Source organism: Nocardioides sp. (assembly GCF_030655615.1).
GTDB lineage: Bacteria > Actinomycetota > Actinomycetes > Propionibacteriales > Nocardioidaceae > Nocardioides.
Window position 1 is genome coordinate 1 of sequence record NZ_JAURVJ010000203.1, and the last position, 19,696, is coordinate 19,696.

19 protein-coding genes and 2 pseudogenes are annotated in these 19,696 nt (G+C 73.7%); 13 read left to right on the top strand and 8 right to left on the bottom strand.

Features of this window, described 5'->3' with window-relative positions; all coding sequences use genetic code 11:
- The 6 genes and pseudogenes from Q7T52_RS17125 to guaB all read left to right on the top strand — a co-directional run.
- Positions 1-159, top strand: a pseudogene (locus Q7T52_RS17125) (co-chaperone GroES); the annotation flags it as partial.
- 112 nt (positions 160-271) lie between these two features.
- Complete coding sequence (gene groL, locus Q7T52_RS17130; protein WP_304804626.1) at positions 272-1,894, top strand: chaperonin GroEL; 1,623 nt, start codon at positions 272-274, stop codon at positions 1,892-1,894.
- Between the two features lie 345 nt (positions 1,895-2,239).
- A complete protein-coding gene (locus Q7T52_RS17135; protein WP_304804628.1) occupies positions 2,240-2,782 on the top strand; it encodes a hypothetical protein in 543 nt (180 codons plus the stop codon).
- A gap of 1 nt (position 2,783) precedes the next feature.
- Positions 2,784-3,344, top strand: coding sequence for a hypothetical protein (locus Q7T52_RS17140; protein WP_304804630.1), 561 nt, complete (start codon positions 2,784-2,786; stop codon positions 3,342-3,344).
- 69 nt (positions 3,345-3,413) lie between these two features.
- Positions 3,414-4,298, top strand: a complete 885-nt coding sequence (locus tag Q7T52_RS17145; protein ID WP_304804632.1) for a GNAT family N-acetyltransferase — start codon at positions 3,414-3,416, stop codon at positions 4,296-4,298.
- Positions 4,299-4,324: 26 nt separating this feature from the next.
- Positions 4,325-5,827: an IMP dehydrogenase gene (gene guaB, locus Q7T52_RS17150; protein WP_304804634.1), complete on the top strand. Its 1,503-nt coding sequence runs from the start codon at positions 4,325-4,327 to the stop codon at positions 5,825-5,827.
- Here the strand turns inward: guaB and Q7T52_RS17155 are convergent.
- Complete coding sequence (locus tag Q7T52_RS17155; protein ID WP_304804635.1) at positions 5,824-7,875, bottom strand: hypothetical protein; 2,052 nt, start codon at positions 7,873-7,875, stop codon at positions 5,824-5,826. The genes guaB and Q7T52_RS17155 overlap by 4 nt on opposite strands.
- A 136-nt stretch (positions 7,876-8,011) precedes the next feature.
- On the opposite strand from Q7T52_RS17155, the gene rnhA reads away from it, so the two are divergent.
- Both rnhA and Q7T52_RS17165 read left to right on the top strand, forming a co-directional pair.
- The gene (rnhA, locus tag Q7T52_RS17160) at positions 8,012-8,494 is read left to right on the top strand and encodes a ribonuclease HI (protein WP_304804636.1); all 483 of its coding nucleotides are present in this window, start codon (positions 8,012-8,014) and stop codon (positions 8,492-8,494) included.
- Positions 8,495-8,545: 51 nt separating this feature from the next.
- Positions 8,546-9,652, top strand: coding sequence for a GuaB3 family IMP dehydrogenase-related protein (locus Q7T52_RS17165; protein WP_304804637.1), 1,107 nt, complete (start codon positions 8,546-8,548; stop codon positions 9,650-9,652).
- 5 nt (positions 9,653-9,657) lie between these two features.
- On the opposite strand, the gene Q7T52_RS17170 is transcribed toward Q7T52_RS17165, so the two are convergent.
- From Q7T52_RS17170 to Q7T52_RS17180, 3 genes are read right to left on the bottom strand one after another with little or no spacing between them, the layout of a single operon-like run.
- The gene (locus Q7T52_RS17170) at positions 9,658-10,905 is read right to left on the bottom strand and encodes an RNA polymerase sigma factor (RefSeq protein WP_304804639.1); all 1,248 of its coding nucleotides are present in this window, start codon (positions 10,903-10,905) and stop codon (positions 9,658-9,660) included.
- A 7-nt stretch (positions 10,906-10,912) separates the two neighbouring features.
- Positions 10,913-11,272 (bottom strand): YciI family protein, encoded by a 360-nt coding sequence (locus tag Q7T52_RS17175; protein WP_304804641.1) that lies wholly within the window; start codon positions 11,270-11,272, stop codon positions 10,913-10,915.
- A gap of 9 nt (positions 11,273-11,281) precedes the next feature.
- A complete protein-coding gene (locus Q7T52_RS17180; protein WP_304804642.1) occupies positions 11,282-11,782 on the bottom strand; it encodes an SRPBCC family protein in 501 nt (166 codons plus the stop codon).
- Between the two features lie 134 nt (positions 11,783-11,916).
- Between Q7T52_RS17180 and Q7T52_RS17185 the strand changes: the two genes are divergently transcribed.
- A complete protein-coding gene (locus Q7T52_RS17185) occupies positions 11,917-12,858 on the top strand; it encodes a DMT family transporter (protein ID WP_304804644.1) in 942 nt (313 codons plus the stop codon).
- Here the strand turns inward: Q7T52_RS17185 and Q7T52_RS17190 are convergent.
- The 4 genes from Q7T52_RS17190 to Q7T52_RS17205 all read right to left on the bottom strand — a co-directional run bounded on the left by Q7T52_RS17190 (position 12,818) and on the right by Q7T52_RS17205 (position 16,336).
- A complete protein-coding gene (locus Q7T52_RS17190) occupies positions 12,818-14,026 on the bottom strand; it encodes a CapA family protein (protein WP_304804645.1) in 1,209 nt (402 codons plus the stop codon). The genes Q7T52_RS17185 and Q7T52_RS17190 overlap by 41 nt on opposite strands.
- 86 nt (positions 14,027-14,112) lie before the next feature.
- Positions 14,113-14,829, bottom strand: a complete 717-nt coding sequence (locus Q7T52_RS17195; protein ID WP_304804647.1) for a class F sortase — start codon at positions 14,827-14,829, stop codon at positions 14,113-14,115.
- Positions 14,826-15,977, bottom strand: a complete 1,152-nt coding sequence (locus Q7T52_RS17200) for an ice-binding family protein (protein ID WP_304804649.1) — start codon at positions 15,975-15,977, stop codon at positions 14,826-14,828. Before Q7T52_RS17200 ends, Q7T52_RS17195 begins: the two co-directional genes overlap by 4 nt.
- A gap of 179 nt (positions 15,978-16,156) precedes the next feature.
- On the bottom strand, positions 16,157-16,336 hold the full coding sequence (locus tag Q7T52_RS17205; RefSeq protein ID WP_304804651.1) for a hypothetical protein: 180 nt from the start codon (positions 16,334-16,336) through the stop codon (positions 16,157-16,159).
- 96 nt (positions 16,337-16,432) lie between these two features.
- On the opposite strand from Q7T52_RS17205, the gene Q7T52_RS17210 reads away from it, so the two are divergent.
- From Q7T52_RS17210 to Q7T52_RS17225, 4 genes and pseudogenes are all read left to right on the top strand, one after another.
- Positions 16,433-17,158 carry a serine hydrolase gene (locus Q7T52_RS17210; protein WP_304804653.1) on the top strand — a complete coding sequence of 242 codons (726 nt, stop codon included), beginning with the start codon at positions 16,433-16,435 and terminating at the stop codon, positions 17,156-17,158.
- Positions 17,159-17,181: 23 nt separating this feature from the next.
- Positions 17,182-18,270, top strand: a complete 1,089-nt coding sequence (locus Q7T52_RS17215; protein ID WP_304804655.1) for a dipeptide epimerase — start codon at positions 17,182-17,184, stop codon at positions 18,268-18,270.
- Complete coding sequence (locus Q7T52_RS17220) at positions 18,267-18,836, top strand: C40 family peptidase (RefSeq protein WP_304804657.1); 570 nt, start codon at positions 18,267-18,269, stop codon at positions 18,834-18,836. The genes Q7T52_RS17215 and Q7T52_RS17220 overlap by 4 nt, the downstream gene beginning before the upstream one ends.
- A gap of 240 nt (positions 18,837-19,076) precedes the next feature.
- Positions 19,077-19,696 (top strand): annotated as a pseudogene (locus Q7T52_RS17225) (HNH endonuclease); the annotation flags it as partial.

The following is a 19,696-nucleotide window of genomic DNA, read 5'->3' on the forward strand; positions in this document are numbered from 1 at the left end:
CCCGGCCGCTCCAACGAGGACGGCGACGGCCGCATCCCGATGGACGTCGCCATCGGCGACAAGGTCATCTACAGCAAGTACGGCGGCACCGAGGTCAAGTACTCCGGCGAGGAGTTCCTCATCCTCTCGGCGCGCGACGTCCTCGCGATCGTCTCCTGATTCACCTCTGAACTGCCGGGTCGTCCGCCCCACGGTGAGCCCCGGCTCCCGCAGGGGCGGACGAACCGTTTTTCCGACCACCCACACGACCTCTCACTGAGGAGAGCACCACATGCCCAAGATCCTGGAGTTCGACGAGAACGCCCGCCGCGCCCTCGAGCGCGGGGTCGACGCCCTCGCCAACGCCGTCAAGGTCACGCTCGGCCCCAAGGGCCGCTACGTCGTCCTCGACAAGAAGTGGGGCGCCCCCACGATCACCAACGACGGTGTCACCGTCGCCCGCGAGATCGAGCTCGACGACCCGTTCGAGAACCTCGGCGCCCAGCTGACCAAGGAGGTGGCCACCAAGACCAACGACGTCGCCGGTGACGGCACCACCACCGCCACCGTGCTCGCCCAGGCGATGGTCCACGAGGGCCTGCGCGCCGTCGCGGCCGGCGCCAACCCGATGGGCCTCAAGCGCGGCATGGACCTCGCCGCCCAGGCCGTCAGCGACGCCCTCCTCGAGGCCGCCCGCGAGGTCGAGACCCGCGAGGACATGGCGTCCGTCGCGACGATCTCGAGCCGCGACGCCCACATCGGCGACCTGCTCGCCGACGCCTTCGACAAGGTCGGCAAGGACGGCGTGATCACCGTCGAGGAGTCCAACACCATGGGCACCGAGCTGGAGTTCACCGAGGGGATGCAGTTCGACAAGGGCTACATCAGCCAGTACTTCGTCACCGACCCCGAGCGCATGGAGGCCGTCCTCGAGGACCCCTACATCCTGCTCCACCAGGGCAAGATCTCGTCGGTCTCCGACCTGCTGCCCCTGCTCGAGAAGGTCATCGCCGCCGGCAAGTCGCTCTTCATCCTCGCCGAGGACGTCGACGGCGAGGCGCTCTCGACCCTCGTGGTCAACAAGATCCGCGGCACGTTCAACGCCGTGGCCGTCAAGAGCCCCGCGTTCGGTGACCGCCGTAAGGCCATGATGCAGGACATCGCCACCCTCACCGGTGGTCAGATCGTCGCCCCCGAGGTCGGCCTCAAGCTCGACCAGGTCGGTCTCGACGTGCTCGGCACCGCCCGCCGCATCGTGGTCACCAAGGACGACACCACCATCGTCGACGGCGCCGGCGACAGCGCCGAGGTCGAGGCCCGCGTCAACCAGATCAAGGCCGAGATCGACAACTCCGACTCCGACTGGGACAAGGAGAAGCTCCAGGAGCGTCTCGCCAAGCTCGCCGGCGGCGTCTGCGTCATCAAGGTCGGCGCGGCCACCGAGGTCGAGCTCAAGGAGAAGAAGCACCGCATCGAGGACGCCGTCTCCGCGACGCGCGCCGCGATCGAGGAGGGCATCGTCCCCGGCGGTGGCTCCGCTCTCATCCACGCCGTCTCCGTGCTCGACAAGGACCTCGGCCTCACCGGCGACGAGGCGTTCGGCGTCCGCGTGGTCCGCAAGGCCGCCGACGAGCCGCTGCGCTGGATCGCAGAGAACGGCGGCGTCAACGGCTACGTCGTGACCAGCAAGGTCCGCGAGCTCGGCCTCGGCAAGGGCTACAACGCCGCGACCGAGGAGTACGGCGACCTGGTCGCCCAGGGCGTCCTCGACCCGGTCAAGGTCACCCGCTCCGCGCTGATCAACGCCACCTCGATCGCGGCCATGCTGCTGACGACCGAGACGCTGATCGTCGAGAAGCCCGAGGACGAGGACGACGCCGCGGCCGCTGGCCAGGGCCACGGCCACGGCCACTGAGTTGAACTGGTCGGGGCCGGTGGCCTCGATCCGCGGACCCGCCACGCTCTCGTAGAGCTGCCGCAGCCTGGTACGGCGGGCCCGACCGGATCGGGGGGCCACCGGCCCCGACGTGCGCCCGGTGGTCGTCTCGGTCGGTGGTCGGGGCGCCGGGTGACCGGACGATCCCCGGAGCTCGCTCCTCACCACCTCGTTCCACAGCAGGGCCCGGTGCTTCGGCGCCGGGCCCTGCTGCCGTCTCCACTCCGCCCGCGGTGGACGACGCGCTGTGGTGGAACGGCACGCGCGGGGTGGTCGTTCGTGCCAGGGTGGGCGGGTCAGCCCGTGAGCCCTTGGGAGGGAGCGATGGACGACGTCGTGACCCCACGACGCCCGCGTCTGCTGGTCGCGCTCCTCGTCGTGCTGCTGCTCGTGGTCGTCGCGACGTCGCTGATCCTGCTCCACGACCGGCGCGACGCCGCCGACGTCCGCGACCTGCGGCCGGCCGACATCGGCGTGCCCGGGTGGGCCGACGACAGTGCCGGCCGGGCCGTGGTGGCCGCCCGGACCGCCGCGACGACGTACTTCACCATCGACCACCGGAGGATCAGGGCCGACATGGAGGCGATGCGCGAGCTGGGCACGCCCGACTTCGTCGACGAGTACGACGCCACGGCCGGGGCCCTGGCCAGGCGGATCACCGACGAGCGGCTGGTGCTCTCCGCGGCGCTGCCGCGCGACGGCACGGCCACCGAGTACCTCGTCACCAACCGGGCCCTGATCCTGGTCTCCGTCGACGTCACGACCTCGCGGGCCGGCGCGACGGGCACGACGCGCTACCGCACCCGGGTCGGCCTCGACCTGGTCGACGGGACCTGGCTGGTCGCGTCGCTGGACGAGGTGGCCTGAGGTGTCGGTGCTGCGCGACAGCCGCGTCGCGGTGCTGCTGGCGCTGGTCGTGGCCGGGTCGGTCCTCAGCGTCGTCCTCGCCCTCACCCGGCCCGACCCGGTCGGGGCCGGCGAGCCACCGGGTACGACGGGCACGACGGCGCCCGGCTTCCGGGCGGCCGACCTCGTCGGGCCGGGCGGCGACGCGCTGAGCGCGGCGGTCCGGTCGCTGCCGCTGACCCTCAGCTATGACCACCGCGACCTCGACGGCTCGCTGGCGGCTGCCACGGCCTTGATGACCCGCCGCTACGCCACCGTGTTCACGCGCAGCTTCGACCGCCGGGTCCGGCCGTTCGCCGCCCGCCGCAGGGCCGTCGCCCAGGGCCTCGTGCGGGGTGCCGGCGTGGTGCGGACCGACGACGACGAGAACGCCGTCTGCCTGCTCTACGTCGACCAGGTGCTCGTCGAGGCCCGGGGGCTGACGCGTGACGACGAGCCCGAGGTGATCGCCCGCAGCCGGGTCCGGGTCGATCTCGTCCTGGTCGGCGGTGCCTGGAAGATCGCCGGTATCCGGGCCGTCTGACCGGACGTTTTGCGCTGCGGAAACCGCGGGGACTTGCGACCGCAACGCGCCACCGGCACGCTCGAGGCCATGCTGTGGAGAGCGCGAGCGACCCTGCCGGACCGCCCCGGCGCCCTGGCCGCCCTCGCCCAGGAGTGCGGCAAGGCGGGCGTCAACATCGTCGGCTTCCAGGTCTTCCCCGACGTGGAGCAGGTCACCGACGAGCTCGTCGTCCGCACCCCCGAGGGCTGGGACGCCGCCGACCTCGTCGCCCTCGTCGAGCGCGCCGGCGCGCTCCAGGTCGTGGCCTCGCCCTGCACCGAGGACGCCCTGGTCGACCAGCCCACGCGCTACGTCGAGGCCGCCCGGGCCGTGCTGTCCCAGCCGGCGTCCTTCCCCGACGTCGTGGCCCACCTCTTCGACGCCGACGTGCACCCCGGCGACGGACACCAGGACGTCATGGAGATGAGCGTCGGCGACGTCCAGGTCCAGGTCCGGCGCGTGGCGCCGTTCACCGCGGTCGAGCGGACCCGGGGCGCCGCCATGGCCGACCTCGTCAGCGACGTCCTCGGCCGCGAGCGACCGGCCTTCGCCCCGTCCGGCAGCCGCCGGATGGGCAGCGGCGCCGTCCCCGAGTACGTCGTCGACGGGGGCCGGGTGACCGCCCTCGCCGACGGCGTCGCGATCGGCCACGCGCTCGTCTCCCCGACGCCGGGCGACGCGAGCGTCCACACCATCGACCTCGAGGTCGACGCGGCCTGGCAGCGGCGCGGCATCGGCACCAAGCTGCTGGGCGAGGGTGCGCGCCTGGCACGCGGGCTCGGTGCCGACGAGGTCGTCCTCACGACCGCCCACGACAACCGCGCGGTGATGCCGATGGTGCTGGCCGCGGGCATGCGCGGCCGGATCCGGATGGCGGGGGAGACCCTCACCGTGCGCATCTCGGTCGTCGAGCTGCGCCCGCGCGGGGAGTGACCCGCGTCTCCGCGTACGCTTGACTCGTGGAGGTCCCTGAGAAGTTCGCCGCCCTCGGTCTCACCTACGACGACGTCCTGCTCCTGCCAGGCCATTCGGACCTCGCACCCGACGAGATCGACACCTCGACGCGGCTGACCCGCGAGATCACCATCAAGGTGCCGATCATCAGCGCGGCGATGGACACCGTCACCGAGTCGCGGATGGCGATCGCCATGGCCCGCCAGGGCGGCCTCGGCGTGCTCCACCGCAACCTGTCGATCGAGGACCAGGCCTACCAGGTCGACCTCGTCAAGCGCACCCAGACCGGCATCATCTCCAACCCGGTCACGATCACTCCCGACCGCACGCTCGAGGACCTCGACCGCATCTGTGGTGAGTACCGGGTCTCCGGGCTGCCGGTCGTCGACCAGGAGTTCCACCTGATCGGCATCATCACCAACCGCGACCTGCGCTTCACTCCGGTCGCCGAGTGGGCGACGACCAAGGTCGACGAGGTGATGACCCCGATGCCGCTGATCACCGGCCCGGTCGGCATCTCCCGCGAGGACGCCACGCTGCTCCTGCGCCGCCACAAGCGCGAGCGGCTGCCGCTGGTCGACGACCAGGGCCGCCTGGCCGGCCTCATCACCGTCAAGGACTTCGTCAAGGGCGAGCAGTTCCCGCTGGCCTCCAACGACGCGCACGGCCGGCTCATGGTCGGTGCCGCGATCGGCTACTTCGGCGACGCCTGGCTGCGCGCCACCACGCTCGTCGAGGCCGGCGTCGACGTGCTCGTCGCCGACACCGCCCACGGCAACGTGCGGATGCTGCTCGAGATGGTCGAGCGACTCAAGAACGACCCGGCGACCCGCCACGTGCAGGTCATCGGCGGCAACGTCGCCACCCGCGAGGGCGCGCAGGCGTTCGTCGATGCGGGTGCCGACGCGGTCAAGGTCGGCGTCGGACCCGGCTCGATCTGCACCACCCGGGTCGTCACCGGGGTCGGCGTGCCCCAGGTGACCGCGGTCTACGAGGCGTCGCTGGCCTGCAAGCCGGCCGGTGTCCCGGTCATCGCCGACGGCGGCATGAAGCACTCCGGCGAGATCGCCAAGGCCCTCGTCGCCGGCGCCGACTCGGTGATGGTCGGCTCGCTGCTCGCGGGCTGCGAGGAGTCGCCCGGCGACCTCGTCTTCACCAACGGCAAGCAGTACAAGGCCTATCGCGGCATGGGCTCGCTCGGCGCGATGTCGAGCCGCGGCAAGAAGTCCTACTCCAAGGACCGCTACTTCCAGGCCGAGGTCGCCAGCGACGACAAGATCGTCCCCGAGGGCATCGAGGGCCAGGTCGCCTACCGCGGCCCGCTCGAGGCCGTCGCCCACCAGCTCATCGGCGGGCTGACCCAGTCGATGTTCTACACCGGCGCCCGCACCGTCGCCGAGCTGCAGGACAAGGGCCGCTTCGTGCGGATCACCTCCGCCTCCCTCAAGGAGAGCCACCCCCACGACGTGCAGATGACCGTCGAGGCGCCCAACTACACCGGCTTCTAGGCATACCAGCCGACCTGCTGGACCACGACCTTCGTCCGACGAGGGACCGAGGCGGTCAGCCGGCGCGACGAGCCCAGCCGCACGACGACGTAGACGGTCGACGTCGTGCGCCGGGCCACCCGCACCCGAGCCGTGCCGCCGCCGGGCGCCGCCAACGTGAGGGTCGTGGCCCTCTGGGCGCCTGACACGGTCACCCGCAGGAGCGCGCGTCGGGCCGCGGCCGGCACCGTCAGGGTCGTCGTACGCCGGCCGCGGAAGGTCGCCCCGAGACGGGTGCTCTGCGCCGGCCGGAAGCAGGTCGCGTCGCGCACGACGACCGAGCGGAGGCTGACCGCCCGGGCGCCGACGACCGGGACGAAGCCCGGGGTGCGGGCGCAGCCGAACCCGCCCTCGACGCGTCCGGCCGTCAGTGCGGTGAACGCCTCGTCCCGCGGCCATCGCGTCGTGCCGACGGTCGTGACGCCGCCCGCCAGCCGGGCCGTGCCCGTGACGTGCACGCGGTCCGTCGCGGTGACGTTGGTCGAGCCCGGGACCCGGACGACGTAGGTGCCGCCGGGGTTGGCGGTGTAGTCGCCGTCGATGGTGAGCACGCCGACCGGGGTCACCCGCAGGGCGCCGGCCGGCAGGTCGCCGTCGATGCGCCCCGACCCGGTGAACGTCGCGCCCGTGACGAAGCTGGTGCCCGCGAGGTCCCACGCCGAGCGGCCGGAGTGGGTGACGCCCCCGGCGCCACCCAGCTCGACCCAGCGCAGCGTCGTCGGCGTGGCGGTGCTGCCGGTCACGGCGAGGGTGCCCCCGCGCTGGACGGTGACGACTCCGGGGTTGGTGCAGCACCCGTCGGACGTGAGGGTCGAGCCGGCAGCGAGCCGGGTCGTGGAGCCGGCGGGCACCACGAGCCGCGCGCGGCCGTGGACCGAGAGCGAGGCTCCCGGCTCGACGGTGAGACCCCCGGCGGGCGTGAGCACGCCCCGCTGACCGACGACGGCGGGGTCCCACGCCACGACCCGGGTCGCCGGCCCGGGCGCCACCGTCGCGGGCACGGTGTCGGCGAGCCCGACCTCGCCGTGGACGGTCGCGCCGGCCAGTCGGACGGAGCCGTCGCCGACGACACGGTGGGCGCCGGAGAGCTCGGCGTACTGCCCGAGCTCGAGGACGGTGCCGTCGTCGAGGGTGAGGTCGTCGAGCAGCTTGAGGGTGCCGTCGGGGTCGGTCGGGTGCGCGGGGTCGAAGGCCGGGCCGTCGGTCTCGGTGACCCGGACGGTGCCGCCGCCGGTGAGGGCGCCGGTCGAGCGCACGGGGCCGCCGACGAGGTCGAGGGTGTTGCCCTCGGCCACGTCGATGCTCCCGTCGAGGTCCAGGCCGACCTCGGTGAGGTGCGCGGTGAAGCCGGTCGTGCCGAGCACGTTGCCGACCAGGACGGTGCCGTCGACGTCGATGGTCGAGGTCGGCGTCGCGCAGCACCGGCCACCCAGGACGTAGGCCGCCGGGTCGAGGCGCAGGGTCCCGGTGCTCGCCACCTGGATCGAGCTGTCGAACATCAGCGTCAGCCAGGGCCGGTCGCCGGCGCCCAGCCCGGCGGCGAGCGACAGGTCGCCGAGGACCGTGAGCTCCTGGCGCCCACCGGACCCGAACCGGAGCGGGCTCTGCATCGGGGAGACGATCGACGGCGGCGCGCCGAGCCCGCCGACCACGAGGTTGACGTCGATGTCGCCGCCCTGCCACACCAGCTGCTGGGCGGTGATCGTGCCCGGGCCCGACACCGAGACGAGGCTGTCCGGGCTGCCGCTGACCGACAGCGTCGCGAGCGAGATGTCCGGGACGTTCGTGGGGTTGCGGGCCGCGGGCCCGATGCTCACCGAGTCGCCGTTCTCGGGCGCGCGGTCGCTCGGGCTCCAGTTCATCTTGTTGCCCCAGCCGTTGTCCTGGGCGCCGGTCCAGGTGAACGACGTGGGCCCGGCGTGGGCCGGTGGGGCTCCGCCGATCCCGCCGAGCACGGCGAGCGCGGGCAGGACGAGGGTGAGCGCGACCAAGGCCGGACGGATCCGCACGATGACTCCTGGAGGTGACGTGACGAGGCGTGACGTGGGTGTCGTGTCGCGGAGGGAGCAGTCCTCGGACGACATCCTGGCCCGTCCGGACGTCCCTTGTCTCCTGTCGAGACGACGAGGTGGGAGACTCCCGGACGTGGGCGACGTCGTGATCTACACCGACGGCGCGTGCGAGCCCAACCCCGGGCCCGGCGGCTGGGGTGCGTTCCTGACCGCAGGCTCGCACCAGAAGGACCTGTGCGGCGGCGAGGCCGGGACGACCACCAACAACCGGATGGAGCTGATGGCGCCGATCATGGCGCTCGAGGCCCTCACCCGCCGCTCGACGGTGCAGCTCTTCACCGACAGCGTCTACGTCCGCAGCGGCATCACCCAGTGGGTGATCGGCTGGCAGAAGAACGGCTGGCGCACCTCGGCCAAGCAGCCCGTCAAGAACGTCGACCTGTGGCAGCGCCTGGTCGCGGCCAGCGCCGAGCACGACGTCGAGTGGCACTGGGTCAAGGGCCACGCCGGCATCGAGGGCAACGAGCGCGCCGACCGGCTGGCGTCGAGGGGACTGCGCGAGGCCGTCGCGGCCGCAGCCGCCGTCGTCGTCGCCGTCGACAGCACCGCCGACTGACCCGTCCCCGCAGTCGGAGGTGGGTCGGGTGGTCATGGAAGACTGCGCGCCATGACCGAGATCCAGATCGGCCAGGCCAAACGAGCCCGCCGGGCCTACTCCTTCGACGACATCGCGATCGTGCCCTCGCGGCGCACCCGCGACCCGGAGGAGGTCAGCATCGACTGGCAGATCGACGCCTACCGCTTCTCGCTGCCGGTGCTCGCCGCGCCCATGGACTCCGTGATGTCCCCGGCGACCGCGATCGCGCTGGGCCGCCACGGCGGCCTCGGGGTGCTCAACCTCGAGGGCCTCTGGACGCGCTACGACGACCCCAGCGAGCTGCTCGCCGAGGTGGCGGGCCTCGAGGGCATCGACGCCACCGCGCGCATGCAGGAGATCTACACCGAGCCGGTGCGCCCCGAGCTCATCGCCGAGCGGCTGCGCGAGGTGCGCGACGCCGGCGTGACGGTCGCGGGCTCGCTCTCGCCCCAGCGCACCAAGGAGTTCGCCAAGGTCGTGGTCGACGCCGGCGTCGACATGTTCGTCATCCGCGGCACGACCGTGAGTGCCGAGCACGTCTCCAGCCAGGCCGAGCCGCTCAACCTCAAGGAGTTCATCTACGAGCTCGACGTGCCCGTCATCGTCGGCGGCTGCGCGACCCACCAGGCCGCGCTCCACCTGATGCGCACCGGCGCGGCCGGCGTGCTCGTCGGCTTCGGCGGGGGAGCGGCCCACACCACCCGTACCGTGCTCGGGGTCGCCGTCCCGATGGCCAGCGCCGTCGCCGACGTCGCCGCCGCGCGCCGCGACTACCTCGACGAGTCGGGCGGCCGCTACGTCCACGTCATCGCCGACGGCTCGATCGGCAAGTCCGGTGACATCGCCAAGGCGATCGCCTGCGGCGCCGACGCCGTCATGGTCGGCTCGCCGTTCGCGCGCGCCACCGACGCGCCCGGCCACGGCTTCCACTGGGGCGCCGAGGCCCACCACGAGGCGCTCCCGCGCGGCCAGCGGGTCAAGTTCGACCAGGTCGGCACCCTCGAGGAGGTCCTGTTCGGGCCCTCCCGCGTCGCCGACGGCACGATGAACCTCATCGGCGCGCTGCGCCGCTCCATGGCCACCACGGGCTACACCGACCTCAAGGAGTTCCAGCGCGTCGAGGTCGTCGTCGAGTAGGGCGGTCAGGGCCGTCGTTCGGCGCCGATCCGGCGTACGAGGTGACGGCGCTCGGCCTCGCTCGGCGCGAGCTCGAGCGCCCGTTCCAGGGAGGCCAGGCCCTCGTCCCGCTCGCCGGCCCGCAGCAGCAGCTCGCCCCGCGTGGCGTGCAGCAAGTGGTAGCCGTCGAGGCCGGTCACGTCGTCCAGCGCCCGGAGCCCGGCCCGCGGGCCGTCCGCGCGCCCCACCGCCGCGGCGCGGTTGAGCCGCGCGACCGGTGAGTCGGTGAGGCCGACGAGGGCGTCGTACGCCGCCACGACGGCGGTCCAGTCGGTGTCGGCGTAGGTCCGGGCGCCGGCGTGCAGCGCGGCGACGACGCCCTGCAGCTGGTAGGCCCCGGGGCGGCCTAGCCGCAGCGCCGCCGCCAGGACCCGGTGGCCCTCGGCGATGCCGGCGGCGTCCCAGCGGGTGCGGTCCTGGTGCTCGAGGAGGACGAGGTCGCCCGCGCCGTCGAAGCGCCCCGCGAACCGGGCCCGCTGGAGCAGCATCAGCGCGAGCAGCCCGCCGGTCTCGGCGTGGTCGGGCAGCAGCCCCCGGGTACGCCGGGTGAGCCGGACGGCCTCGTCGGCCAGGTCGACGCGGAGGGGCTGGGCGCCCCGGGCCAGGTAGCCCTCGTTGAAGACGAGGTAGAGCACGGTCAGCAGCCCGTCGATGCGCTCGTCGAGACGGGCGGGCAGGTGCAGTGGGATGCCGGCGTCACGGATCTTGCGCTTGGCGCGCACGATCCGCTGGGTGATGGTCGCCTCCGGCTGCAGGTAGGCGGCCGCGATCTCGGTGGTGGTGAGGCCGCCGACCAGGCGCAGGGTCAGCGCGACCTGGGCGTCGCGGTGGAGGGCGGGGTGGCAGCACAGCAGCATCAGGCGCAGCTGGTCGTCCCCGACGGGGGTGCCGTCCACGGGGTCCTCCTGGAGCAGGTGTCGCTCGGTGGCGGGCTCGAAGGCCTCGACGAGGTCGGCCGCCGCGGCCCGCTCACGGCGCGCGGCGGCGGCGCGACGACGCAGCCGGTCGACCGCCTTGTTGCGAGCGACCGTGTGCAGCCAGGCGGCCGGGTCGTCGGGCACGCCGCGCTCGGGCCAGGTGGCCCACGCCGTGATCAGCGCCTCCTGCACAGCCTCGTCGGCGAGGTCGAGGTCGCCGAGCCGGCCGGCGAGGAGGGCGAGCACGCGGCCGCTCTCCTCACGGGCCAGGTCGGTGAGGGCGACCTCGACGCTCACGCGCCGGTCAGGCGTCCGGCCGGAACATCAGCGGCCGCACCTCGACGGAGGCGGCACCGGGCATGGCGCGGGCCAGGTCGAGGGCCTGGTCGAGGTCGTCGGCCCGGACGACGTAGAACCCGCCGATGTCCTCCTTGGTCTCGGCGTAGGGACCGTCCACGACGGCGTCGGGACGACCAGACGCGGTGGTCGAGACCGTGGTCGCCGTCGCGGCCGGCTGCAGGCTGGCCCCGGCGATGAAGTGGTGGCCGTCGACGAGGACCTGGTTGTAGGCGAACCAGGCCGCCATCAGCTCCTCGAACCCCTCCGAGGCCGGGTCGGCAGGAGTGGACGAGACGTCGGTGTGGATCAGGAACATGTATTCCATGGCGGGCTCCTAGGCGGTGAGGGTCGACGGGGTGCTGACGGTGGCGGCGAGCCGCTCCAGCGTGGTGGTCATGCCGGCCTCGAGGTGGGCGGCGCGGTCGCGGACACCGGCCAGCCGCTGCAGCCACCGGATCGGTGCGGGCTGGGGGTGCTCCTTGCGCATCGACTCGGTGACCAGGGTGCCGCCGGCGGCCGGCTCGAAGGTGTAGGTCCACGTCGTCAGCGACGGGGCCGACGTCGTGAAGGCGAAACGACGTCCCGGGTCGGCCGCGGTGACGGTCGCGACCGTCGACCACGTGAGGAACCCGAGCCTGTTGCGACCCTCGAAGGTCGCACCGACCGCCGCCGGCGACCCGGTGAGCCAGCGGGCGCGGACCGTCTCGGGGCTGTGCTCGCCGACCCGGGTCACGTCGGCGACCAGGGACCAGACGGCCTCGGGCGGCGCCGCGACGTGGCGCGTCGCGGCGACGGCGAACGCCGGCTGGGGGTCGGGCTCTGCGGTGCTGGTCATGAGGGCTCCTGGGGGTGCGGACGGGGCCGGTGCCCATCCTCGTGCCCCGATGACGCAGGCCGTCGACGAAACCGACAGGTCCGGCCACCGAAATGTCGCAGCGGTCTGGACCGGTGCGCTGCGACGATCGAGCCATGACCCAGGCCGCCCGCACCGGCCTGCTCCAGATCTGTCTCGCGGGCGTCCTGTGGGGGACCGGCGGACTCGCCGTGCAGGTCGTGCGCGACCACGCCTCGCTGTCGGCCCTCACGATCAGCGGCTACCGGACCGGCGTTGCCGCGCTGGTGCTCGTCGTGGTCGCCCTCTGCTGCCGCCGCCTCGGTGGCGTCCGGGTGCTGCTGCGGGCCGATCCCGGTCGGGTCGCGCTCGTCGGGCTGGCCACCGCGGCCTACCAGGCGCTCTACTTCGCGTCCGTCGTGCTCGTCGGCGTCACCGTCTCGACCGTGGTCAGCCTCGGCCTGGCACCGCTGCTGCTGGTGGCCCGCGACGCCGTGGCCACGCGGTCGCGTCCGGCTGGGGTCGCGCCGACCCTCGTGGCGCTGGTCGGCCTGGTGCTCGTCAGCGGTACGGCGAGCCTCGGCGGGACCGGCCCGTCGCCGGTGCTGGGTGTCCTCGCGGCCGTCGGCTCGGGGACGGCGTACGCCGCCGCGACGGCGCTCGGTGAGCCGCTGGCCCGCCGAGCCGATCCCCTCGCGCTCACCACGGCGGCGACCGTGGTCGGCGCCGCCGGGCTCGTGCCCGTCGCGCTGGCGGTCGAGGTGGTGGTCGGGGGACCGGTCGGCACCGCCGACCCGGTCGCGCTGGGGACGCTGGTCTACCTCGGCGCGCTCACCTTCGCCCTTGCCTACGCGCTGCTCTACGCCGGGCTGCGCACCACCGCGAGCAGCGCGGCGGTGGTCGCGACCCTGGTCGAGCCGGTGACCGCGGGCCTCGCGGCGACGGTCTTCCTGGGCGAGCGGCTCGGCGTCGTGGGCGTGGTGGGGATGGTCCTCGTGCTGGCCGCGATCGCCTCGCTGGGCCGGCCGACCCGTTCGGTCAGCGCTCGACCAGGCCCGGCGTCCGCCCCAGCCCGTTGACGGCGGCACGGACCGATGCGCGCGCGGCGAGCAGCCGGGCCCGGTCGCCGCGACCCTCCGCAAGCGCGCGCACGACGCGGAGGACGCGGATCGGGCCACCGGCTCCGTAGACGTTCCACGCCGTCGGCAGGTAGGCCGCCGAGCGGACGACGAAGCGACCGTCGGGCCGCTCGCGGAAGGTGAAGCGCACGGTGACGCCCTCGTAGGTGTCGGTGCGGAAGGTCTCCTGCTGGGCGACCAGGTTGCCCATGCCGTAGACGACCCACGTGCCGTGGACCCGCGTGATCGGCTGCACGACGTGGGCGTGATCGCCGAGCACCAGGTCGACGTCGGGGGAGCGGGTCAGCCGCTCGACGAGGGCGACCTGCTCGGCGTTGGGCAGGTGGTCGTACTCGTTTCCGCCGTGCAGGTGGACCACGACGACGTCGGCCCCAGCGGCGCGTGCCCGGTGCGCCTGCACGAGCAGGTCGTCGGCGTCCCACAGCGACACCGACCACGGCCGCCCCTCGGGCAGCGGGAACCCGTTGAGCCCGTAGGTGCCGGCGACGAGGCCCACGCGGACCCCGGCGTCGGTGGTCAGCACGACCGGCTCCCGCCGCTCGGCCCGGCTGCGGAACGTGCCGACGTGGGCGACGCCGTGGCGGTCGAGGAGGTCGGCGGTGTGCACGAGTCCTTCCCAGCCCTGGTCGACGGCGTGGTTGGACGCGGTCGTGCACGCGTCGAAGCCCATGCTCGCGATCCACGGTGCGACCTGGGGTGGCGCGGCGAACACCGGAAAGCTCTGCAGCGCCTGACCGGGCCGGGCGAACGGCACCTCCTCGTGGCAGAGCGCGAGGTCGGCCTCCTGCACGACCGGCCTGAGGTCGGCGAACATCGGGTCGAAGTCGTACGGCCCCCGCCCGGTCACGGCCGCGTCGGCGGCGGCGCTCTGCCAGACCGTGTCGTGCCACAGCAGGTCGCCGCCCATGACGATGCTGACCTCGCGGGGCGCCCTGGGCGCAGGGGCCGGCGGCTGGGTGGGCAGTGCCGGCGGTGCCGGGGCGGCGACGAGCGCTGCCCGCTGCTGGTCCCGCGAGGCCGGAGGCTCGGGCGGGCCGGGGACGGTGCCGGCCGCGCCGCCGGTGCAGGCGAGCAGGGCCGCGCAGGCAGCCAGCCGTCGGGAGGTCACGGCAGGGAGACGCACCGGCGGGCGCTCCGGTTGTCGCGATCAGGCGGCGGGGTGGGCCGTCCTCGGCTCGGCGGTGCGGCTGCGCGTCATCGCCGACGGGTCCCGGTGAGCCGCGCGTAGACGACCACGTTGTCCTCGTAGGTGCTGGTGGCGGCGTCGAGGCCGCCGCACGTGATCAGGCGGAGCCCGGCGCGGTCGATGTCGCCGTAGACGGCGTCGGTGGGGAAGCGGTCCTTCGGGTACTGGGCGGTGCGGGTCACCGTGAAGTCGGCGACGCGACCGTCCTCGCGCACCACGGAGACCCGGTCACCGGCCTCCAGCTCGGCGAGTCGCTCGAAGACGCCGGGCGTCCCGTTCCAGCTCACGTGGCCGGCGAGGACGGCCGGGCCGAGCTCGCCCGGGGTCGGCGAGCCGACGTACCAGCCGGCCGGGAACGCTCCCGGCGGCACCTCCAGCGTGCCGGTCCCGGTGAGCCCGAGGTCCATCACGTCCACGTCGACGCCGATGGAGGGGACCAGCAGGCGGTTCGGTGCCGAGGCTGTGACGGGGGCGGCGTCGGCGACCCGGACGGGACTGGGTGCCGGCCGCGGCGTGCTCGGCGCGGCGGGTTCGTCCGGGGTGGCCGCTGCGGCGACGGCCCCGGGTGCGCGGTCCGTCGCGATCGTGGTGCTGTCCGGCGCGGCGGTCGCGGTGAGGACCGCGGCGCCGCTCAGGACGACGGCGACGACGAGCCCGGCGACGCCGAGGAGCAGCCGTCGCCGGACGCGTGGGGAGGTCCGGTGCCGAGGCACCGGATCACTCACGCGCGCCGACGGTGACGCGGTGCCGAGCTGCCGAGCTCGTTGAGTCGACGGGCGACGTACGCCGCGAGACCGGCGAGCCCGGCGAGGCCGGTGAGAGCGACCCAGCCGGTGGCGGGGTCGAGGATGCCGGTCCCGGCCGAGCCGGTCGCGGCTGTGCTCGCCGACCCGGTGGGCACGCCACCGGACGGGGGAGTGGTGATCTGGGTGCTCGTCCCGGTGCCGGTGCTCGTGCTGGTGCCGGTGCCCGTGCCGCTACCGCCGCCGGTGCTGCTCCCGTCGCCGCCACCGCCGGTCCCGCCGCCGCTGCCGTCGATGAAGCTGCTGCCGTCGCCCGTGCCGCCACCGTTGCCGGTGCCGCCACCGCCTCCGGTGCCGGGGGTGCCGGGGGTGCCGGGGGTGCCCGGGGTTCCGCCGCCGACCGCGGGCACGCAGGCGGGTGAGGAGATGACGTTGGAGTCGAGGGTGACGGCGCCGATGCGGGCGAGGAGCCGGCCGCTGACCCGGGCGCCGGTCTGCATGGTGATGCTCTGGTCGGCCATGACGGTGCCGACGAGTCGGCTGCTCGTGCCGAGCGTCGCCGAGCTGCCGACCTGCCAGAACACCCGGCACGGGTTGGCTCCGTTGATGAGGACGACGGTGCTGGCGCTGGCCAGGGTCAGGGTCGAGCCGGCCTGGAACACCCACACCGAGTCGGGGTCGTTCTGCCCGTCGAGGGTGAGCTCGCCGGTGAGGGCCATCGAGCTGCTGCGGTTGTAGACGCCGCCAACGAGGGTCTCGCCCCCGAGCTCGGCGTCGGCGGCCACCGGAGGTGTCTGGCCGGCGGCGTCGTTGTAGCCCGCGGTGAGGTCGGTCTGCGCGGTCTGCGCGACCGCGTCGCCGGCGTGCACGGTGCCGCCGACGACCATGCTGCCGGCGCCGGTGATGGCCGTGCCGGGGAAGACCCCGATGTCGCCGTCGACCACCGTCGTGCCGATGTTGGTGATCCTCGCCCCGGCCAGGACCGAGAACGGCTGGGCGCCGCCCAGGGGGACGACGGTCGAGTCGGCGTGGGCGCTGCCGGCCAGGGGCGCGACGACGAGGAGGACGGCGACGCCGAGCGCAGGGATCGCGGTTCGGGGCAGGCGAGGGCGCCCGTGGTTGCGGGTCATGGGGGGTGCTCCGGTCTGGGGTTCAGATCCGCAGAGCTGGGAGCCGTGTGTCTGAGGCTGAGAGCCGAGCAGAGCAGAGGGGGGAGTTTAAGGAGGCGGTGCGATTCCTTCCGTACCCGTGCCGGTCGGGTCTAGACCGTCGATGGCCGCACTTAGGGGTGAAACGACGGGCGCGCCGATCAGGCCGACCAGCGCACCGCGTCATAGACGAGGTCGGCCATGGGATGGACGCCGTGCAGGTCGGCACGCTCGTCCAGCAGGTGCGTGACCGACGCCGTGAACCGGTCGATCGCGGTGGAGCGTCGGGCCGTGACGTCGTCGATCACGTCGGCCTGGGCGAGGTCGTGGGGAGCAGGCATGGGGCACCTCCGGAGTCATAGACAAGTAATTCAGTCGAGATAATACCCCACGAGGGTGACGCCGGTGCGCCGGTGCCGACTCCTAGGGTGGGGTACGTGGAGGACCTCGTCGCGATCTGGCTCGGCGGCCTCGACGGCGACACCTGGTGGGAGCAGGCCGCCGACGAGCCGGCGTACGCCGCGAGCCTGGTCAAGGTGCCCCTGGCGACGGCGGCCGAGGGCATCGACCTCGAGCGACGGGTCGTCGTGCACGCCGACTTCGCGTCCGTGGCCGACGGCCGGTTCACGATCGAGCGCGAGGACGACCAGGACGACCTGACCTGGGACGCGTTGGGCTCGACCGAGACGCTGCGCGAGCTGCGCCGCCGGTCGATCGTCGATTCGAGCAACATCGCCACCAACCTGCTGCTGGAGGAGGTCGGGGTCGCTGCGGTCCAGCAGGTCCTGCGCGAGGCCGGGGTCAGCGAGCAGACGACGTTCACCCGCGGCATCGGCGACCTCGCCGGCCGCGAGGCCGGGCTCGCCAACGACGTCACCGCACGCGACCTCGGGCGGATGCTGGCGCACACGCCGCCCGCCGTCGAGGACGTCATGCGCGGGCAGCGCCACCGCGACGCCATCCCCGCCGGGCTGCCCGCCGGGACGCCGGTCGCCAACAAGACCGGGTGGGTCGACGGCATCACCCACGACATGGCGATCGTGCGCCCGTCCGGCTCGCCACCCTTCGCGCTGGTGGTGCTCACGCGCACCGACGAGCCGCACGAGACCGCTGAGAAACGGATCGCCGCGCTCGCGGCCGAGGCCTGGGAGCGGCGCCGATGAACGCGCCGGACACGGGAGCGACGGTGACCGAGGTTCGCACCCGCCGGCTGAGTGTCCCGCTGCACACGCCGTTCGTGACCGCGCTGCGTCGTACGACGACCATCGAGACCGTCCTCGTCGAGGTCGTCGACAGCGACGGCGCCGTCGGCTGGGGCGAGGCCCCCCAGGTGTGGCAGGTGACCGGCGACTCGCTCGCGGGGTCCCAGGCATGCCTGGACGGTCCCCTGCGCGACGCGCTGCTCGGGCGACCCGCCGACCCCCGCGAGAGCACCGCTCTCGTCCAGCAAGCGGTGGTCGCCAACCGTTCGGCCAAGATGGCGGCCGACGTCGCGCTCCACGACCTCGCCGCGCGACGGGCCGGGCTGACACTGGCGCAGCACCTGGCCTCGACCGCCGGAGTCACCACCCTGCCGCCGACCTCGGTGCGCACCGACGTCACGCTCGCCGCGGGCACGCCGGCCGAGCTGGCCACCGCTGCGGCTGCCCGGGTCGCCGACGGGTTCGGGACCCTCAAGCTCAAGGTCGGCACCGACGCGGCCACCGACGTCGCCCGGGTGCTCGCGGTGCGGGCGGCGGTCGGCGCCGACGTCGCGCTCCGCCTCGACGCCAACCAGGGCTGGGACGCGTTCGAGGCGGTGCGCGTGATCAGTGCTCTCGAAGTAGCGGGGACCGACGTCGAGGTGGTGGAGCAGCCGGTGCCCGCGCACGACGTCATCGGTCTCGCCTACGTGACGGCCCACGTCGAGACGCCGGTGATGGCCGACGAGTCGCTCTTCACCCTCGAGGACCTCGTCGAGATCATCCGGCTCGACGCGGCCGACCTCGTCAACGTCAAGCTCGCCAAGTGCGGCGGCCTCACGCCCGCGCTCGAGCTGCTGCGGGTCGCGCACCTGCACGGCTTCGGGACGTTCGTCGGCTCGATGATGGAGTCCCACGTCGGGGTCGGCGCCGCGGCGTCCCTCGTGGCCGCCGTGGGCACGTCGAGCCTGCCCGACCTCGACGCCGCGTGGTGGTCGGTGGCGTCGCCGTACGCCGGCGGGCCGACGTACGCCGGCGACCACCTCGTCCTGTCCGACCAGCCCGGCCTGGGCATCGAAGGAGTCCTCCCGTGAGAGCCATCCGCGTCACCGGCGTCGTCGCCGCCCCCGACGAGACCGCCGAGCAGGTCACCCAGCTGCTCGTCGGCGAGCGCGTCGAGGTGCACGACCGCGAGGGCGACTGGCTCCGGGTCACCGCGCCCGGGCAGTGGTCGTCGAAGGACGCGATGGGCTACCCGGGCTGGGCCCGCGCCGCCGACCTTGCCCACGACGAGGACAGCGTCGTCGAGATCGCCCGCACCTACCTCGGCACGCCCTACGTCTGGGGCGGTCTCACCCACGACGGCATCGACTGCTCCGGCCTGGTGCACACGAGCTTCCGCGCGGTCGGCGTCCAGGTCCCGCGCGACGCCTTCGACCAGGCCGCCACCTGCGAGACGGTGCCGCTGGGGGAGGAGCGCCCGGGCGACCTGTGGTTCTTCGCGCGCGACGGGATGGGCACGCGCATCACCCACGTCGGCTTCTGGACCGGCCCCGACACCCTCCTCCACGCCCCCGACTCGGGCCCCCGCCGCTACGTCGTCGAGGAGACCCTCCCGGACGAACGCCGCCCCACGTTGGTCGCCGCTGGCCGGTTCTAGGTCTGCCGCCGGTGCGCCGGACCCGACCCCACCCCACGGTGGTCGAGCCGCAGGGACGGAGTCTCTGTGCGTCGAGACCCCCGCAACCGGCACGCCGAACCGTGCCCCCACGCCACTTTGGTCGAGCCGAAGGGGCGAAGTCTCTGCACGTCGAGACCCCCGCAACCGACCTACCCAGGGCGACACCGGCTGCCTCGAACGCATCATCGAATTGTCGGTGGTCGCCTCTAGAATCAGACCATGCCCAGCACCCACCGGACCACCCGCACCTCGAGCAGCGACCCGCTGCTCGAGTCGGTCCGCGGTGCCTGCGTCGAGACCAGCCAGGCCGAGGTCAACAAGCTCAACGCGGTCCTGGACTGGGCCTCGGTCAACGGCGCTGATGCAGCCGAGGTGGCGGACCTGCTGGACCCGATGGTCGAGCCGGCCCTCCACCTCGCCGGCCCGGGTGCCCCGATGGTCGGGGAGTACGCCGCCCTCGACCTCGCCCTGTCGCTCGGCATGTCCACCGACGGCGGGCTCGCCTACCTCGGCAAGGCCCTCGAGCTGCGTCACCGGCTCCCGCGTCTCTACGCCCGCGTGGTCAGGCTCGAGGTCCAGGTGTGGAAGGCGTTCCGCGTCGCTGAGCAGACCATCGCCCTGCCCCCGGACGGCGCGACCGCGGTCGACCAGGCGCTGGCGCCGTTCCTCCACACCTGTTCCTTCGCCCAGATCGACCGCGCTGTCGACGCCGCCCGCGACGAGCACGACCCCCTCGAGGCCGAACGCCGCCGCCAGGCAGCAGCTGAGGGCCGGCATGCCGATGTCTACCTCGACGGCGTCTCCACCTCGGGGACCGTCGAGGTGTCCGCGACCCTCGA

Excerpts from the sequence above, each read along its gene's own strand:
- groL (WP_304804626.1), top strand. The coding sequence starts at position 272 with ATGCCCAAGATCCTGGAGTTCGACGAGAACGCCCGCCGCGCCCTCGAG.
- Q7T52_RS17135 (WP_304804628.1), top strand. The coding sequence starts at position 2,240 with ATGGACGACGTCGTGACCCCACGACGCCCGCGTCTGCTGGTCGCGCTC.
- Q7T52_RS17145 (WP_304804632.1), top strand. The coding sequence starts at position 3,414 with ATGCTGTGGAGAGCGCGAGCGACCCTGCCGGACCGCCCCGGCGCCCTG.
- Q7T52_RS17165 (WP_304804637.1), top strand. The coding sequence starts at position 8,546 with ATGACCGAGATCCAGATCGGCCAGGCCAAACGAGCCCGCCGGGCCTAC.
- Q7T52_RS17175 (WP_304804641.1), bottom strand. The coding sequence starts at position 11,272 with ATGGAATACATGTTCCTGATCCACACCGACGTCTCGTCCACTCCTGCC.
- Q7T52_RS17180 (WP_304804642.1), bottom strand. The coding sequence starts at position 11,782 with ATGACCAGCACCGCAGAGCCCGACCCCCAGCCGGCGTTCGCCGTCGCC.
- Q7T52_RS17185 (WP_304804644.1), top strand. The coding sequence starts at position 11,917 with ATGACCCAGGCCGCCCGCACCGGCCTGCTCCAGATCTGTCTCGCGGGC.
- Q7T52_RS17200 (WP_304804649.1), bottom strand. The coding sequence starts at position 15,977 with ATGACCCGCAACCACGGGCGCCCTCGCCTGCCCCGAACCGCGATCCCT.
- Q7T52_RS17205 (WP_304804651.1), bottom strand. The coding sequence starts at position 16,336 with ATGCCTGCTCCCCACGACCTCGCCCAGGCCGACGTGATCGACGACGTC.